14 protein-coding genes are annotated in these 16,029 nt (G+C 57.8%); 1 reads left to right on the forward strand and 13 read right to left on the reverse strand.

Annotation, left to right across the window (positions count from 1 at the left end; all coding sequences use genetic code 11):
• Window positions 1-397 precede the first annotated feature (397 nt).
• Window positions 398-2,704 (reverse strand): DUF1631 domain-containing protein, encoded by a 2,307-nt coding sequence (locus tag AAFH99_RS13480; RefSeq protein ID WP_231492143.1) that lies wholly within the window; start codon window positions 2,702-2,704, stop codon window positions 398-400.
• 444 nt (window positions 2,705-3,148) lie between these two features.
• Here AAFH99_RS13480 and nadC point away from each other — a divergent pair, with 444 nt between their 5' ends.
• Window positions 3,149-4,012 (forward strand): carboxylating nicotinate-nucleotide diphosphorylase, encoded by an 864-nt coding sequence (gene nadC / locus AAFH99_RS13485; RefSeq protein WP_043321039.1) that lies wholly within the window; start codon window positions 3,149-3,151, stop codon window positions 4,010-4,012.
• Here the strand turns inward: nadC and AAFH99_RS13490 are convergent.
• The 12 genes from AAFH99_RS13490 to ccoO all read right to left on the reverse strand — a co-directional run bounded on the left by AAFH99_RS13490 (window position 3,934) and on the right by ccoO (window position 16,024).
• A complete protein-coding gene (locus AAFH99_RS13490; RefSeq protein WP_406827970.1) occupies window positions 3,934-4,989 on the reverse strand; it encodes a glycosyltransferase family 2 protein in 1,056 nt (351 codons plus the stop codon). The genes nadC and AAFH99_RS13490 overlap by 79 nt on opposite strands.
• Window positions 4,977-5,354: a GtrA family protein gene (locus tag AAFH99_RS13495; RefSeq protein WP_051687424.1), complete on the reverse strand. Its 378-nt coding sequence runs from the start codon at window positions 5,352-5,354 to the stop codon at window positions 4,977-4,979. The genes AAFH99_RS13490 and AAFH99_RS13495 overlap by 13 nt, the downstream gene beginning before the upstream one ends.
• A 64-nt stretch (window positions 5,355-5,418) precedes the next feature.
• Complete coding sequence (locus tag AAFH99_RS13500; protein ID WP_406827971.1) at window positions 5,419-6,864, reverse strand: hypothetical protein; 1,446 nt, start codon at window positions 6,862-6,864, stop codon at window positions 5,419-5,421.
• A gap of 13 nt (window positions 6,865-6,877) precedes the next feature.
• Window positions 6,878-8,302 carry an isoprenylcysteine carboxylmethyltransferase family protein gene (locus tag AAFH99_RS13505; RefSeq protein WP_231492146.1) on the reverse strand — a complete coding sequence of 475 codons (1,425 nt, stop codon included), beginning with the start codon at window positions 8,300-8,302 and terminating at the stop codon, window positions 6,878-6,880.
• A gap of 159 nt (window positions 8,303-8,461) precedes the next feature.
• Window positions 8,462-9,286: a sulfite exporter TauE/SafE family protein gene (locus AAFH99_RS13510; protein ID WP_406827972.1), complete on the reverse strand. Its 825-nt coding sequence runs from the start codon at window positions 9,284-9,286 to the stop codon at window positions 8,462-8,464.
• A complete protein-coding gene (ccoS, locus tag AAFH99_RS13515) occupies window positions 9,286-9,492 on the reverse strand; it encodes a cbb3-type cytochrome oxidase assembly protein CcoS (RefSeq protein WP_043321040.1) in 207 nt (68 codons plus the stop codon). The genes AAFH99_RS13510 and ccoS overlap by 1 nt, the downstream gene beginning before the upstream one ends.
• A gap of 49 nt (window positions 9,493-9,541) precedes the next feature.
• Window positions 9,542-12,067 (reverse strand): heavy metal translocating P-type ATPase, encoded by a 2,526-nt coding sequence (locus AAFH99_RS13520; RefSeq protein WP_406827973.1) that lies wholly within the window; start codon window positions 12,065-12,067, stop codon window positions 9,542-9,544.
• 4 nt (window positions 12,068-12,071) lie between these two features.
• Entirely contained in the window at window positions 12,072-12,611 is a 540-nt protein-coding gene (locus AAFH99_RS13525) for a FixH family protein (RefSeq protein ID WP_406827974.1), read from the reverse strand.
• A gap of 82 nt (window positions 12,612-12,693) precedes the next feature.
• Window positions 12,694-14,109, reverse strand: coding sequence for a cytochrome c oxidase accessory protein CcoG (ccoG, locus tag AAFH99_RS13530; protein WP_043321042.1), 1,416 nt, complete (start codon window positions 14,107-14,109; stop codon window positions 12,694-12,696).
• A 155-nt stretch (window positions 14,110-14,264) separates the two neighbouring features.
• Window positions 14,265-15,173 (reverse strand): cytochrome-c oxidase, cbb3-type subunit III, encoded by a 909-nt coding sequence (gene ccoP, locus AAFH99_RS13535; protein ID WP_197023902.1) that lies wholly within the window; start codon window positions 15,171-15,173, stop codon window positions 14,265-14,267.
• Window positions 15,170-15,394, reverse strand: a complete 225-nt coding sequence (locus AAFH99_RS13540) for a CcoQ/FixQ family Cbb3-type cytochrome c oxidase assembly chaperone (protein ID WP_043321044.1) — start codon at window positions 15,392-15,394, stop codon at window positions 15,170-15,172. Before AAFH99_RS13540 ends, ccoP begins: the two co-directional genes overlap by 4 nt.
• Before the next feature lie 12 nt (window positions 15,395-15,406).
• Window positions 15,407-16,024: a cytochrome-c oxidase, cbb3-type subunit II gene (ccoO, locus tag AAFH99_RS13545; RefSeq protein WP_406827975.1), complete on the reverse strand. Its 618-nt coding sequence runs from the start codon at window positions 16,022-16,024 to the stop codon at window positions 15,407-15,409.
• Window positions 16,025-16,029: the final 5 nt, after the last annotated feature.

Raw genomic sequence — 16,029 nt, forward strand, 5'->3', positions numbered from 1 at the left:
CACAGAACCCCGGCACCGACACACTGATCAGTGCGGAACTGCGACAAGCTGATACATAAAGATTGAGAAAATCCTGACTTCCGCGGCGGTCATACCGGCGGAATTGAAGCTGAGATCCAATATCCAGCAATCCTAAACGACACGCAAGTGCCAGAAAGGGCCATTTTTCGTGAATTTCTTTGAAAATTGTGCCGATATTGCGACACGACAGGAAAGACAGGAGAAAAAGTAGGACAGTATTGCTAAAAGCTTCTGGTTGAAAAGGGGCTAGCTGAATTGTTGCACTTTTTTGACAGACTGCGAAAGCGTCATTTGTGAACGCTCGTCATAATTCCCGGCGCGGTCTCAATAACATTTTTACGCGCCGGGAATTACACGGATTATCACCACCGGCGAATCAGCGCATTTCACCACGGGACTGCCGTACAGTACCGATTACCGACTGCAGTGCACGCTCGAATAACATACCGTCATCCATCGACATCAGCTCCCCTTTGCGCAGCGCTATCGCCAGCTCCGCACGGGTAAACTCCGCCACCTTGGCACCGTTGCGGTTCACGAAGATGAACTGGTCGATATCTTTGATAACCGCTGCAAGGCGGCAGCGGAACTGCTCTTCATCACCACGTTTCAGCTCAAACCAACTTCCCTGGGCGAGACGGAAGGTCTGCTGCCAGTGGGAGTCCGTCTCAGAAATCTCTTCACTGACATGTGAATCTGCCTGCAGCGCTACTTCCGCCACAGCCTGCTCAAGCTCTTCCATTTGCGGCAGCTCCACAACCGGCTCAGGCTTGACCTCACTCACATTCACTGGCGCCGTATCGCCCACCTCTTCCGCCAGGGCTGCTTCCTGCCCCGCCGCTTCGGCGGCCATAGCGCGCGCCTCTTTCTCGACTTCGCGGCTGCGCTCTTCCAACAGCCGCTGTGCCAGGGCAAAGCGCTCGCGGTAAATTTCCTTGAGGCCGGCGAACATACGGCGCGCTTCAAAGGTGTTGAGTGATACCGCTTCCACACCGGCTTTCAGTCGCCCCTGCAGCGTCGGCAATAATCCCAGCAATTGCTTGCGGCTCTCAGGCATAGGAGCGTGGACACTCCACACGAGATCCCGTGCGGTGCGCACATCACGGCTCCAGCTTTCGCTCTCCGTACCCTCTTTGATACAGGTCAGGAACAGCATATTGGCCCAGACTTTTTCCAGCCATTCGGATACCACCGGCGGCAGGTCGCGCTCGGCCATCAATGCATCCATCACCGCCGCTACCCGCGCACGCGCAGCTTTGGTTTTTGCCTTGCCGTCGGCCTCGTCCACAATACGCTGCTCAAGGCGCTGAGCACGCTTGCGCTCGCGCTCGATAAAGTCGCGGAACGAATCCAGCAATGCAGAAAATATATTGATGTCCTGATCAAATTCCGCCAGTACGCGGCCAACCACTTCGCTGATTTTCTTGTACAGCGGATCTTTTTCGTAATTGTCCTTTGCCTGCCAACCAGTGCAGGCATCTGCCAACTCGTTCAGGAGCTTGCGTGCAGGGTGGCCGCCCTTGCTGAAAAAGGATTTGTCCGCGATGGCCACCTTGAGCAGTGGCAACTGCAGGCGCCCAAGCTGGGATTTGACTGGCTCGGCGAGATTGCGATCTTCCAGAATAAAAGAGAACAGCATCTCCACCAGTTTGATGATATCGCTATCCATTTTCGCCAACGCTGCCGACTGGCGCACTTCCACCAGGCGTTCCTGCAGCATGCTGTTGACGTTTAGAAGCTGAACTTCACCCTCGCCATAGCTCTGAGGCAGATGTGACTGCAGCGCCCCCAAATGCGACAGCAGATCTTGCGGTGGCATCGGCGCTGCGCCACTACCCAGCGGCATCAGACCGTGACCGGCATAGCCCCCGGATTGTGACTCCGCATAACCACTCTGCGGTGCACTGGAGCCCGCTGGTTGCTGAGGGCGCGAAGCCGGGCGCTGTTGACGGGCGGCACGGCGCTGCTGTTTTAGTGAGGGCAAAACCCCCTTCTCGATAAACAGGTCATTACACTGATCATATATTTTGCCCAGATTCAGCATGACCAGCTGCTCAAACTTTTTCAGCAGGGTCAGGCGGGCGCGGATATGAAGATCCAGCGACCGTGAGGCCTCGACAAACGCATCGCAGATGGCGTCGGGACCCAGCGGGTTGTTCTTATCGTAAATCTTGACGGAAAGCAGCGTGTTGAGACGCAGGGAAATTTCGGTGAGAGGCTCGGCAAAGTCACGTTTGGCATTGGCGACCATGGTATCCACGGCCACCAGCTGCTCCAGGTCATCGTTGTGTACCAGAGACAGATTGTCCGCTGAATAGGGATCTTCCTCGTCCGCACTGACTTCGCGCACCTGGAACCCCTGATCGAGCGCTTCGGCAAATCGATCCACCACCCGGCGGCGCTCGACGCGCAGCAAGCGCAGCGCCTGAAAGAGCCCATCCTGCTCATCCTGACCATGGGCTTTTTCCGCCATGGCAAACAGGGAGTCATCGACTTTGGCAAACACCTGCTTGGCGTGATCCGTCAACAGAGCCTTCGCCTTATCGCGTACCGCCACAACCGGCGGCGGGAGGGTAACCGGGCCACCGCGGCGGTTCTGCCCCTGCTCTCCCTGGGCACCGCGCATGGAAACCACATTGGACGCGACGTTAGTAGCTACGCTATCGGTGTCTTTCATTGCCATCTAGCCTCGCCGGCAGTCACCTTCATCTATGAAGTGGCCGGGTGATGCGACACAGCGGCTCTGGGAAGCCCACTGTGAATGGTTTATTTAATTTCCAACCCTTTTGCCTGAATACCTATCTGCTCAATTTCCGATCACCTGCAGTGATCAGCAGAAGAGGAGCACAAAAGAACGGAGCAACCTATATTGGTCGACCGTTGATTCTAAGTACAGCCACCATGAAAGCACAACCTCGGGCTACCTGGCACTATCGTTTTTGCGACCCTATTCACAGGCACTGAGTAGATCTGGCGCCCGCTGGATAACAGAAAAAGCATCCAGTGAACACTCGCTGCTCGGCCAGATTTGCTAATATTGCCGCCGTCTGGCCGCAGACTCCAGGCTTACCCTTTCCCGCCCTCAATACCGGACAGGTTGTGGGCGCAGTACTATCGAGGTCCCAGCATGACACCGGCCGCCACCAGGATTCCCAACCTTTTCTCGGATATCGAGCGCTCAGTGAGAGACGCGCTGACGGAAGATGTGGGGGATGGCGATATCACCGCGCAACTGATTCCTGCGGACCGCTGCGCCCGTGCTCGCGTGATTACCCGCGAGGACTGCGTGTTCTGCGGCCGGCCGTGGGTGGACGAGATCTTCCGGCAACTGGATCCCCACATGCGGGTTATCTGGCATGTGCAAGATGGTGAACGAGTGGCCGCTAACAGTGTGCTGTTCGAACTCGACGGTAACGCCCGCAGCATCCTCACCGGCGAACGTTGCGCACTGAATTTCGTGCAAACTCTATCCGGCACCGCCACCACTGCGGCCGACTATGCGGCCCTGGCGGCGGGCACCGAAATCAAAATCCTCGATACCCGCAAAACCATTCCCGGCTTGCGCACCGCGCAGAAGTACGCCGTATTGTGCGGGGGCTGTGAAAATCACCGCATCGGCCTGTTCGATGCATTCCTGATCAAGGAAAACCACATTGCAGCCGCTGGAGGAATCCACAATGCGATTAAACAGGCACACCAGATCAAACCCGGCGCGCTGGTGGAAGTAGAGGTGGAAAACCTGGAAGAGCTGGCACAGGCACTGGACGCCGGTGCCGATGTCATCATGCTCGACGAGTTCACTGATGCAATGACTGCAGAAGCGCTGACTCTCGCGAAAGGTCGCGCGAAAATCGAAATTTCCGGCAGCGTGAACGAGGCTCGCCTGCAACAGTTGGCCGGCCTTGAGGTGGACTATATATCCTCCGGAAGCCTGACCAAGCATCTGCGGGCGATTGACCTGTCATTGCGGCTGGAATCCGGCACCGATTGAAAATGCCCGACCACCTCTCGCAGGTGGTAACGCGGACGGCGCTTGACCTCTTCGTAGATCTTGCCCAGATATTCGCCAATCACCCCCAGGCAAAGCAACTGCACGCTGCCGATAAACAGGACGGGGACCATGATCGAGGCCCAACCGGGGACTGCACTGCCGGAGAAGATTTTCACACCAAGCACCCAGGCAATCAGCACCAGGGATACCGTACCGGCCAGTAGTCCCAGCACGGTAATGGCGCGCAGAGGTGCAATCGAATAGGCGGTTACCCCTCGCCACGCGAGGGACAACATCCTCCGCAGCGGGTACTTACTTTCCCCCGCCAAACGCCGGCGGCGCGCGTAAGACACACTGGTGGAGCGAAACCCGAGCTCCCGCACCATTCCCCGTAAAAACAGGTTGGTTTCCGGGTATTCGAGCAGCGTATCGACGGCTCGCCGGGACATCAGGCGAAAGTCTGCATGATTGAACACCAGATCAACCCCGAGACGCTGCATCACCCGGTAATACCCTTCAGCGGTCATGCGCTTAAACCAGGTATCCGTTTCCCGCTCTGTGCGCACGCCAAATACCACTTCATTGCCCGCGGAAAATGCGTCAATCATTGCTGCAATATTTTCCGGACCATCCTGCAAGTCGGCATCGATACTGACGACCATGTCTTCCGAGGTCTGAGACAGTCCGGCGTAGAGAGCGTTCTGGTGACCGCGGTTGCGGGACAGTGCTACCGCGACTATACGCGGGTTCTCCTGGGCGAGATGCTGCATTATTGGCCAGGTTGCGTCGCGACTGCCGTCGTCGACAAAATATATTTTTGAGGCCGCGTGGATTCGCCCGTCCGCTTCAAGCCCCGCCACAACATTCAGCAATTCTTCCGCCGAATCAGACAACACCTCCTCTTCGTTGTAACAGGGCACAACAATCGCCAGAGAAGGCGGTGGACAGACACCCGAAGGGTCGATTACGGACTCCATTTTCGCTCCCGGTATACCCAGAATTGATGCAGAACAAAATTACACACTAGGGTGACCAGCGTGGCCCCCACCTGCGCCAGCAAATAAGGGAACAGGATCAGCAACAGTGTGAAACTGACCGTGTTCACCCCCAACCCGACCATGACCACGCCGGCAAAACGCGGCAAGGCCTGCCGGTGCCCCGCCTGCCCCTCAAACGTAATGTAGAAATTCAGCAGGTAATTGATCACTGCGGAAGCACCGTACGCTATAACGGATGCCATCACAGCGAACATCCCGACCACCTCAACCAGCAATATCAACAGCAGATACTGGACCCCGGTAGCCAGCCCGCCTACCAACAGGAAACTGCTGAACCTGCGCAACAGTCCTTTCGTCAACCGCCACCACAAGGGTCTTTCACCCGGCTCGGTGGCGGGGCCGCCAGACTCAGGCGCTGACATGATTCTGCGACCGCAACGGAGCGGCCTGGGGGGTCGCCAAAGGCGCCTCAGCAGTACCGCTACTCACTGGAATCCCGCCCTCTAGCTCCACATGGTCGGACGAGGACACCTTCGCCGCAACCTGGTCCCGGCTGCGCCGCAGTGCCCCGGCCAACACCACGGCCTGGACCAGTAAAAAACCTTCCAGTGGCTTGCGGTAGCGCCCTTCATTTACCGCGATGGGCAGTACGCCCTGTACCAGAAACCAGGTGGCAACCAGCACGGCAAAAAGGCGCACACCCTGTAATCGTCGCCAGCAAAGCAGCGTGCCGACCATCAACAGGAAAAACAGCGGCGCCCAGAGCCAACGAATATGGTGGTTGAGTAATTCAATGGGACGCTCGCGGTTGTTATCCGGCCACGATGAACCAAATAACAGGTAGATCAGGTTCTCACTGGCCAGGTGAAAATATCGCTCTGGTGTCAGTGGGTAGCGGTTCAGCGCGTTACTCCAGTCCTCCACACCATTGGCGATTTCAATTCGCGCGTGTACAGCGCCCTCACGTGTGGTAGTCCAGTCACTCAGCGGCGCCAGGGGTTTTTCTCCGGTGGAAGGAGAGCCAAACCAATAGTTCCATTGCGCCCCATCCTCGCGCAGGTAATGCACATGAATTTCCCGCTTTCCCGAGCGCAGATAGAGGGCCACCAGCTGTCCGATCCCGTGTGGGGAAACCATATTCATTACCGCATGACTACGGTACGCCAGGGGGCCCATCAGCAGCGTCAACACCAGAAGACTGAATCCGGCCTTGGCGATCTTCTGCGGCTGGACCAGCCACAGCCAGGTCGTGACTACCGCAGCCAGAGGAATCGCGATACCCCGGGTGAGCCCTGCCAGGGTCCACAGCACCACCATCAGCATAAAACTCGCCAGGGTCTGCTTGCGCCTGCACCGCCAGCTGGCGTAAAGCGCAGCGCCCAGTAAGGGCAACAACAGGGTTTCCTGCATGAAGTAGCCATATATCCCAATCCAGGACGGCAGCAGGGAAATCGCCGCCCACACCACAGTAGCCTGCAACCGGGACGGCAATAACTCGCGGGCGAAGCGATACCAGATCCAGGGAGTAAGACAGGCGAGCAGCGCAGTGTAAAACGCAATCAGCAGGGGCTCTTTCAGCGTCAGTTTGGCGAGAACACCAATGTAAAGCTGATACATCACCGGATCGGTGAGTGTCATAGGATCGGCACGCAGAGTTTCCGTACCCTGCTCCCAATGCCGCTGGGGGTCACTCCATATGTAGTCGATGGGGTTATAGGTAAAGACGTGATCGATACGCAGCCAGATACCCAGCGCAATCAGAAAATACAGGCCAGCGTACGCGAGCCAACGCCCGTCGGCACGGGATACCCGCAGGGGGAAACGGCGCAGCGCGCCGCACTGGTTCCGGTTCATCGGAGTCATCAGGTCAAGCGGGCCTGGCCGGAACGGAGGGCCCGCCAGGCCCCGTTACCAGGGGCTCCACCGCCGGCGCATCTTTACCGCGATAGAACAGGCGGCCGTGGCCAAACCTCAGCAGGGGGAACCAGCGCCCGAGGAATGCGAAAATCCCCCGCTCACCAATGTATTGCGCGTACGCCACGTATGTGGGGTCCCAGGACAGGTGTCGTTCTTCGGTGCGGGCGCGCATGAAATAGATAAAGTTCACCATCAACAACAGCAATGACTGCCGTAGTGCCTCAGAGCCACTGGCGCTGACCATAAACGGCATGGAGATCATCCACCATGACAGATTCTTGCTGATATACGCCGGATGTTTGGTGAAACGATAGGGCCCGTTGGTCAGGATGCCGCGGTGAGTGAGGTTGGAGAAGCGGATACCGAACGGAATACTGGCCCACACATAAATCGCGATCAATAGCAGAATCATCGACCCCCATAGGGTATAAGCCCAAGGGGTATCCCAGAACCAGTAGCCCCATGCCGGCGCGTCGTCGTATTTGAGATAGGTCCCGGAAAACAGGCTCCAGAACGGCTGATACCCGATCAGCGCCACCCCCCAACCGAGAAAGCTAGGCTCGGCGGTGCGGATATGGGAGTCGAATAGCCGCAGGGTGCACACATACCCCACGGTGACAAACAGCAGATCAATGTAAAACAGAAAATTGAAGGTAAAATCAAAAACCGACTTGAAACTGACCAACAGTCGGGAAAAATCAACATTCAACAGATTGGTCAGGTTGTTGCCGAGATACACGAACATCAGTGGCAGGAAAAAAAGTTTCACCAGCCAGCCCAGGTACAGCTGACCAATGGCTTTCCCCGATACTCCCTTGCGGTTGCCCATGACCCAGCTTCCCAGCTGCCAGTAACTGTCTTTCGGGGACTGCATGGCCCCGTCCACCAGATAAAAATACGGCACGGCCAGCAGCATCCACCAGGGGAATACGGCTTTCACCACGGTAAAATAATTGTCGTAAAAGGAGCCGTGATACTCGGGGAACAGCCAGTACACGAACGCTACGCTGCCAACACTGAGGTAGAAGCCGAGCAGCTTGAGTGCAGTGCGCCCAAGACTGTAATTTGCTCGGCGAAAATCCAGCCCTGCAGACGGATTGCGCCAGGGTTTCAGGAACAGCCACTCCAGCACGATGATCGGCAGCGCCAGAGCCACTGCCACCACCACCAGAGACTGTGTTTTCACGTGCAGATCCTGTCCGTACTCACGCAGCCAGAATACGGCCGCCAGGGATACGCCCAGAGCAAACAGGTTGATCCAGATATTCGTCGGTGCATCGGGACAGGAAGGAACCACATCGGGTGGAGAGACCGGGGGCTTGCCCTCTGCACCGGTCGACTTGGTGGTGGCTTTTTTATTTTTTATTTTTTTCATATTCGGTCCAGAGGGAACTACCAGCTACATACGGGTCACATCTATTCCGGTCATAAAGGCCAGCCAAGGCGGCCAGACCACCGGTCATAATTGCGCCAGTTTACCCCTATCCCCCGACCGCGGCCAGAATCGGGCGGACGCCAAACTCGAAGGAGAGAATCAGTCAACAGCTCCGTCGCCAGACTCAACATCCAAACCTGGATGAGCGGTGTGATGGCGATGAGAATGCGGGCCGCTCTGCGGCTCCGATCCGGGGGACGAATGGGACTGGGGATGGTGCATGTGGTGCTCCCCATGGCCGCTGTGCTGACCGTGATCGCCGTGACCTAGCCCGCCCCATAGAGTCCACACTCCGAACACCAGTACCAGAGAAGCCATCGAGAGGCGAACCCCCGGCCTTTGTACCAGTGTGCGCAGGCGCGCTGCTGCCACCCCCGTTGCCAGCACGGCAGGTGCCGTACCCAGACCAAACGCCAACATGGCAAGCGCCGCCTGCGACGCACTACCCTGTGCCAGCGCATAGGTGAGCGCGCTGTACACCAACCCGCAGGGCAGCCAGCCCCACAGAGCACCCAAAGCAAGTGCCTGCGGAGTAGATTGAACCGGCAGCAGTCGGCGCGAGAGCGGCTGCACACTGCGCCACAATACGGCACCACCTCGCTCCAGCCACACCAGGCCTCGCCACCAATTCGCCAGATACAGCGCCATCGCAATCAGCATCAGGCCCGCAACAACGCGCAGTGGAGCAAGACCAGCAGCGAGGTCCACCGCGAGAAAAGCACCGACAGTCCCAACGATCAACCCCATCAGCGCATAACTGGCGATCCGGCCCGCAGAATAACCGAGTAACCGTGGCCACTGGGGACTCTCGCCCGGCACCGCCAGCCCCAGTGCACCGGAAATTCCCCCGCACATGCCGATACAGTGGCTGCTGCCCAAAAAGCCAATTGCCAACGCCGCGGCCAGCACACTCCATTCAGGCATCAGTCGGCCTTCCGTTCGTCATTTTCGGCGGATAGGCGTTTGGCGTCAGGTGAGGCGGAAGGAGGCACGTCGTCATCAAACAGGATGCGGCGGCCTTCGGTCTCCAGGTCGTCGTACTGACCACTGTTGACCGCCCAGAAAAACAGCTTTACCGCGCCGGCAACAAACAGAATCACAATGGGTACTAATAAAAAGATACTGTCCACTCACACCTCGCGCTGGACGTAAAAACGGGTAGCCGGTGCGCCGGTCGCTTTAGTGCGCCGGCTGCCAGCGGGATAAACGCAGAGCGTTGATCACCACGATCAGAGAGCTCAGAGACATGCCAATAGCCGCAGCCCAGGGCGGAACAAGCCCGAGGAACGCCAGTGGTAATGCCAGGGCGTTATACAGGATCGCCCAACCCAGGTTCTGGCGAATAATTGTGCGACATTTGCCCGCCAAGGCAAAGGCCCGCGGCACTGCTCGCAGATCGCCCTGGAGGAGAATGGCGTCCGCACGGGATTGGGCCAGATCTGCCGCAGACATCATCGCCACTGAGACATCGGCTCCCGACAACACCGGTATATCGTTGATGCCGTCGCCAATCATCAGCACCCGCTCGCCCTCCTCCTGTAGTGCCTTCAGGCGGCGGAGCTTGTCTTCCGGCGAGGCTCCGGCGCGATAATCGCCAATTCCGGCGGACTCCGCGATACGTGGCACTTCGGCGGATTGGTCGCCGCTGAGTAACTCGGCTGACACGCCCGCTGAGGCCAACATCGACACAGAGTCCGGTGCGCTCGGACGCAGTTCATCACCCAGCCCCAGCCAGGCCACAGGCCCTCGGGAGTCCCCCAGCATCAGCCACTGCCCTTGCGCGGTCGGCGCCCGGCACGACGCGGTAGCCACGGAGGTTTCCGCAAGCGCCAGCACAAACTCGGGCAAACCGAGACGATAAACCGTGTTATCGCAAACCCCCTCTACCCCACGGCCTGTAACCGAGCGCAGTCTGCTGGCTGCAAGATTCCCAAACCAGGGGCGAAACGCCCTCGCCAGCGGGTGATTGTTCTGGGCCTCCAGTGCCGCTGCAATATCGCGCGCGGTCGCCTCGTTCATCCCTTCGCGCAATGGCAGGATAGCGCGCAGCTGAGGTGTGCCTTCGGTCAGCGTCCCCGTCTTGTCAAATATCACGCGCGTCACTCTGGGCAAAGCTTCCAGCACATGCCCCCGTGCCACCAGCAACCCGAGTTGCTGCAGGCGTAGTGTCGCCGCAGCGAGCGCCGCGGGGGTTGCCAGTGACAGGGCGCAAGGGCAAGTAACAACCAGCACAGAAAGTGCCACCCAGAAGGCGCGCCCCGGCTCCTGTTGCCACCAGAATACAAAAGCCGCCACCGAAATCATCAAGACTGCGGCAATAAACCGCCCGGCAATACGGTCTGCCAGCGCCGCCTGGGCGGGCTTATCCAGTTGTGCCTGCTCCACCAGCTTTTCAATAGCCGACAGGCGGGTGCCGCTGCCCGCCGCGGTAATACGCACCGTCAGGGAGGAATCGCCATTGACGCTACCGGCGAATACCAGGCTGCCCACTTGCTTCTGCTGCAGTGCAGATTCCCCGGTCAACACGGATTCATCCACCCCGCTGGCGCCGTCTGTGACCACTCCATCTACCGGCACCGTATCCCCCGGCCGCAACAGGATCAGCTCACCCTCGGTCAGGGCGGCAACCGGAACCGATTCCACCGTGCTGTCGCTTCCCAACCTCAGCGCAGCCAGCGGCAGCAGTTGAGCGAGGCCACCGCTGGCCAGGCCCGCTTTGTGCCGAGCTCGCATCTCCACAAAGCGGCCCAATAGCAGGAAAAAGGTGAACATGGAAACCGACTCGAAATACACCTCACCGGTATCAAATACCGTGGCGTATACGCTGGCACCATATGCAAGACCGATGGCGAGGGAAACCGGAACATCCATTACCAGGTGGCCGCTGCGCAGTGCGCGCCAGGCGGCGCCAAAAAATGGCTGTGCCGCGTAACAGACCACCGGGGTGGCGACCACCAGTGACACCCAGCGAAAAAACTGCTCAAACTGCAGATCGATACCTTTGCTGCCACCAAAATACAGGGCGATGGCAAACATCATTACCTGCATGGTGCCCAGCCCCGCGACGCCGAGACGGCGGATGGCCGCACGGCGCTCCTGCTGCAGCAAGCGTTCACTGTTCGCAGCGGTGGCCGGTGACGGGCGATAGCCGATGGAGGCAAGGGCAGAAAAAATGGTGCTGAGCGCCACCCTGCCCGGGTCAAACACGATCTGTGCGCGGTGAGTACTGGCATTGACCGATACCCGCTCAACACCGGCGAGCGACAGCAGCTGCTTTTCGATCAGCCATACACAGGCGGCACAGGTGATTCCCCCCACCAGCAGACTTGCCACCTGCGGGGACTGAAGGCTTTCAACGCCGGGCAGAGTATCGGAAAACGCGCGCACAAACTCACTCTGCACCTGTGGCAGATCGTAGGCCTGCCAGCGTTGCTGTTCGGGCGCCTCCTCCGGGCGTTCGCTGTTCTGCTCGCGAAAGCGATAAAAATTATCCAGCCCACCTGCCACGATCGCACCCGCCACCGCCTCGCAACCGGGACAGCACATGGCGCGATCCACGCCATCGATGGTAACGGAGTAGTTGCTGCCTTCGGCCACAGGGAGCCCACAGTGAAAGCAGCCGTCTTCGATTGCCGGGGATTGCGAGGAGGCGGTAGCCGACTTCTTGGCGGGTATATCGGCGGAGTTTAAGAGTGATCCATTCATCGAGTCACTGCTCGGCGGGCTTCAGGGGCACTCCGTTGCCGATATTGAAATTGATTTCGCCCTTTAGGCGCCACTCAGGCGTCTGCGCGCCCTCCGCGTCTACTTCTGGCGTCACCTGCAGATACCAGCGATGCTGCAGGGGAGCTGCGACCTGCCCCCGGTAGCGGCCGGCGGATATTTCTTCCAGCACGATGCGCTCATCCAGATCCGCCTCCACCGGATGACTCAGTATCAGTACCAGCGATGCAGGATAAGTGGACAGTTCACCACGCAGGTCCAGAGAGACGGACTGATCTTGCGGGGAGAACAGAATCATCCCTGCCAGGTTCAAATCTTTTGCCCGCTGATCCTGTTCAGCACTGTAGTGGTACAGGCGGCTGTCTTTGTAATAGGTATCACTGACCACATCGTCACCATGACGCACGGCAATCGACACCAAAACGAACGAAACAATCACCACCAGAATCAATGGTGACATCACCATCCAGAACCAGGGTTCCCGAAACCAGGGCGCAGACTTGCTGGAATTTGCTTTTTGTGACACTGAATCAATCAACCAAAATCTGATAAAAATTGTTGGAGCGGTAATGCTGTAAGGTGCTCATCCCTGGCCACTTTATTCGCACCTACTTGGGGCCAATAAATACGGTCTTGTGCCGATCATTGAGCTCCGGCGCGTCCTTTGCCTCAATCTCGATATAGATATCGTGCTTGGTGTCCCGCAGCTGCTTCTTCGGCACACTGACCCGGATGGGCACGGAGTATAACTCCCCGGGGTTCACCAGTGGATTCTGTTGCATCCGCAGGGAGTAATCGTATCCGGGCTTACCGGTAACACGGATGCTGAATTCGTGGGGCCGCTGGTCCATGTTATTGATCTTGACCGTGTAGACATTCTGCACCATACCCTGAGACACGCGATACATGCGTGCCCCGCGGTCGCGCAGCACTTCCGCCTGAACCGGAGAACGGGTAACCACCTGATAGGAAAAGGCGCCAATCAACAACAGTAATATCAGCCCGTAGCCCAGTAACCTCGGGCGTACAAACTGGGTCTTGCCGGTTTCCAGCTCGTCTTCCGAGGTAAATCGGATCAACCCCCGCGGATACTGCATTTTGTCCATCACACTGTTGCAGGCGTCGACGCAGAGGCCGCAGTTGATGCACTCGTACTGCATGCCATCGCGGATATCGATATCCACGGGGCACACCTGCACACACCAATAACAATCAATACAGTCACCCATGCCCTGGGCCTTGTGATCCACACCTTTTTTACGCGGCCCACGCGCTTCTCCGCGGCGGGCATCGTAATACACCGCGAGGGTATCCTTGTCATACATGACCGACTGGAAGCGGGCATAAGGACACATGTATTTGCACACCTGCTCACGCATAAAACCGGCGTTGAAGTAAGTCGCAAACATAAAGAATGCAACCCAGAATGCCCCTTGTGGGTGCGCGGTGAAGGTTGCAAGGTCCACCACCAGATCACGGATCCCGTAAAAGTAGCCAACGAACGCCAATGCCGTTGCGAGGGATATCAGCAACCAGATGGTATGGGTACCGCCCTTGCGCAATACCTTCTCGAGGCTCCAGGGCGCCGCATCCAGCTTCATCCGTTTCGCGCGGTCCCCTTCGCACACCCGCTCAGCCCAGATAAACATCAGTGTCCACACCGTTTGCGGACAGGTAAACCCACACCAGACCCGCCCCAGCCAGGTAGTGACCGCAAAAAGGGCAAAGGCGGAAATAATCAGCAGAGCTGCGAGCAGGATGCCATCCTGTGGACCGAAGGTCGCCCAGAGAATATGAAACTGCCGCGCAGGCAAATCAAAATGCACCGCCTGACGCCCATCGATGTTGAGCCAAGGGATAAAGAAAAAAGCGAGAAGTAGTGGAAGGCCGGTATATTTGCGAATACGGGTGTAGACACCGCGAATATGGCGGATATAGACCTTGTCGTCGGACTCGTAGAGCATGCGATAGCGGACTTCACCACCACCTTCCTGCTCTTCCCGGGTAGGGATTCTATCGCTCACAAAACCTCACTTGCCCGAAGGGACTCGGGATGGAAACTGCAATCATTGCAATGAGGCTTGTTCTTCTTCCCTGCAGTGCCCTTCCCTGTGGATAAAGGGGGCCGGAAGCCCCCTTACCTGGCGCGGCGCAAGCGGAGTTACGCCGGATCTTTCTGTTACTGCTGCACGTCTTCCTGACGCGACAGACTGTAGACATAGGCAGCGACCAGACGGATCTTGTCTTCACGCAGCTTGTCTTTCTGAGAGGGCATATTGTTACTCCGCCCACCGCGCACGGTGTGCTGAATTTCTTCGCGAGTACCGCCGTAAAGCCAGATATCATCGGTCAGATTTGGCGCACCCAGCGCCTGGTTGCCCTTGCCATCTGCGCCGTGACACGCCATACACACGGTACCGAATACCTGTTTGCCCTGCTCGGCGAGCGCTGCATCGTGCTCCAGACCATTCATTGCCAGAACGTACTCGGTCACATTCTTCACACCGTCTTCACCAATGATCGGGCCTTGTGGTGGCATCAGCCCCTGGCGACCGTTGTGCAGAGTTTCCAGGATTTTCTCCGGGGTACCACCGTACAGCCAGTCACTGTCGGTCAGGTTCGGGAAACCGTAGTTTCCACCACCGTCGGCACCATGACAGACCGCGCAGTTATTGGCAAAGATTCGCGCGCCCATTTTCAGTGCTTCGCGATTTTCAGCAATTTTCTCGATTGGCATATCCACGTACTGGCCAAAGTTCTCTTTGAACTCAGCCTGTGCTTTGGCTTCAGATGCCTTCAGCGCACCAACAGAGGTCCAGCCGGCAATACCCTTGAAGTTACCCATGCCCGGGTAAATCACCAGATATACCGCGGAAAACACCAGCGTGAAGATGAACAGCAGGAACCACCACTTCGGCAGCGGGTTGTCGTATTCCTCAATACCATCGTACACGTGGCCGGTGGTGCGGTTTTCCGGATCGTCCTGATCGTCCACCGCCACTTTGCGGTTTGCAAAAAGAACCCAAGTTACCAATGCGAGATTGGCGAGGGTGAGCACAATTACCCAAACACTCCAAAATGTACTCATTTGTCCTGCCCCTGTTCCTGTTTCTTACCGGCCTCGTCGCCAGTGGTGCTTTCGCTCTCGCGAGCGGACTTGTCTAAAGTTTCCTGCTCATCGGCGAACGGCAGCTTTGCATCTTCCTCAAAACGCTTTTTACGCTTGGGAGAGAAAGCCCACCAGCACACCGCGAGGAATGCCAGTGCGCCGAGAACAACGGCGATCTGCCGCAGAATATCGATAGTCACCGATTACCTCGCTTAGCGCTTCTGCTGTACCAGGGTGCCCAGCTGCTGCAAGTAGGCAACCAGCGCATCAATCTCGGTAACGCGCCCGCCCACAAAGGGCTTGCTGGCGTTGGCGATATCTTCGTCGGTGTAGGGCACTCCGACAGAGCGCAGTGCTCTCATCTTTCTCGCCGTATGTTCCCCAGTGACGATATTGTCGAACAACCAGGGGTAAGACGGCATGATGGATTCCGGGACCACATTGCGTGGATCGTACAGGTGCGCGCGGTGCCATTCGTCAGAGTAACGGCCACCTACGCGAGCGAGATCCGGGCCGGTTCGTTTGGAGCCCCACAGGAAGGGGTGCTCGTACACGAACTCTTGCGCCATAGAGTAGTGACCGTAACGCTCCACTTCTGCACGCAGCGGACGCACCATCTGGGTGTGACACACATGGCAGCCTTCACGGATATAGATATCGCGCCCTTCCAGCTCTACCGGACCCAGCGGTTTCAGACCCGCAATCGGTTCATTGTTATTGGTGGTGAAGAACTGGGGAACGATTTCCACCAGGGCACCGAAGCTGATCGCTACAACGATCAGCACGATCATCAGGCCGATGTTCTTTTCTACGATGTCATGATTTTTCACGATCG

This window comes from Microbulbifer sp. ARAS458-1 (genome assembly GCF_045348205.1).
Lineage (GTDB): Bacteria > Pseudomonadota > Gammaproteobacteria > Pseudomonadales > Cellvibrionaceae > Microbulbifer.

Excerpts from the sequence above, each read along its gene's own strand:
- AAFH99_RS13480 (WP_231492143.1), bottom strand. The coding sequence starts at position 2,704 with ATGGCAATGAAAGACACCGATAGCGTAGCTACTAACGTCGCGTCCAAT.
- nadC (WP_043321039.1), top strand. The coding sequence starts at position 3,149 with ATGACACCGGCCGCCACCAGGATTCCCAACCTTTTCTCGGATATCGAG.
- AAFH99_RS13490 (WP_406827970.1), bottom strand. The coding sequence starts at position 4,989 with ATGGAGTCCGTAATCGACCCTTCGGGTGTCTGTCCACCGCCTTCTCTG.
- AAFH99_RS13500 (WP_406827971.1), bottom strand. The coding sequence starts at position 6,864 with ATGAACCGGAACCAGTGCGGCGCGCTGCGCCGTTTCCCCCTGCGGGTA.
- AAFH99_RS13505 (WP_231492146.1), bottom strand. The coding sequence starts at position 8,302 with ATGAAAAAAATAAAAAATAAAAAAGCCACCACCAAGTCGACCGGTGCA.
- AAFH99_RS13510 (WP_406827972.1), bottom strand. The coding sequence starts at position 9,286 with ATGCCTGAATGGAGTGTGCTGGCCGCGGCGTTGGCAATTGGCTTTTTG.
- AAFH99_RS13520 (WP_406827973.1), bottom strand. The coding sequence starts at position 12,067 with ATGAATGGATCACTCTTAAACTCCGCCGATATACCCGCCAAGAAGTCG.
- ccoP (WP_197023902.1), bottom strand. The coding sequence starts at position 15,173 with ATGAGTACATTTTGGAGTGTTTGGGTAATTGTGCTCACCCTCGCCAAT.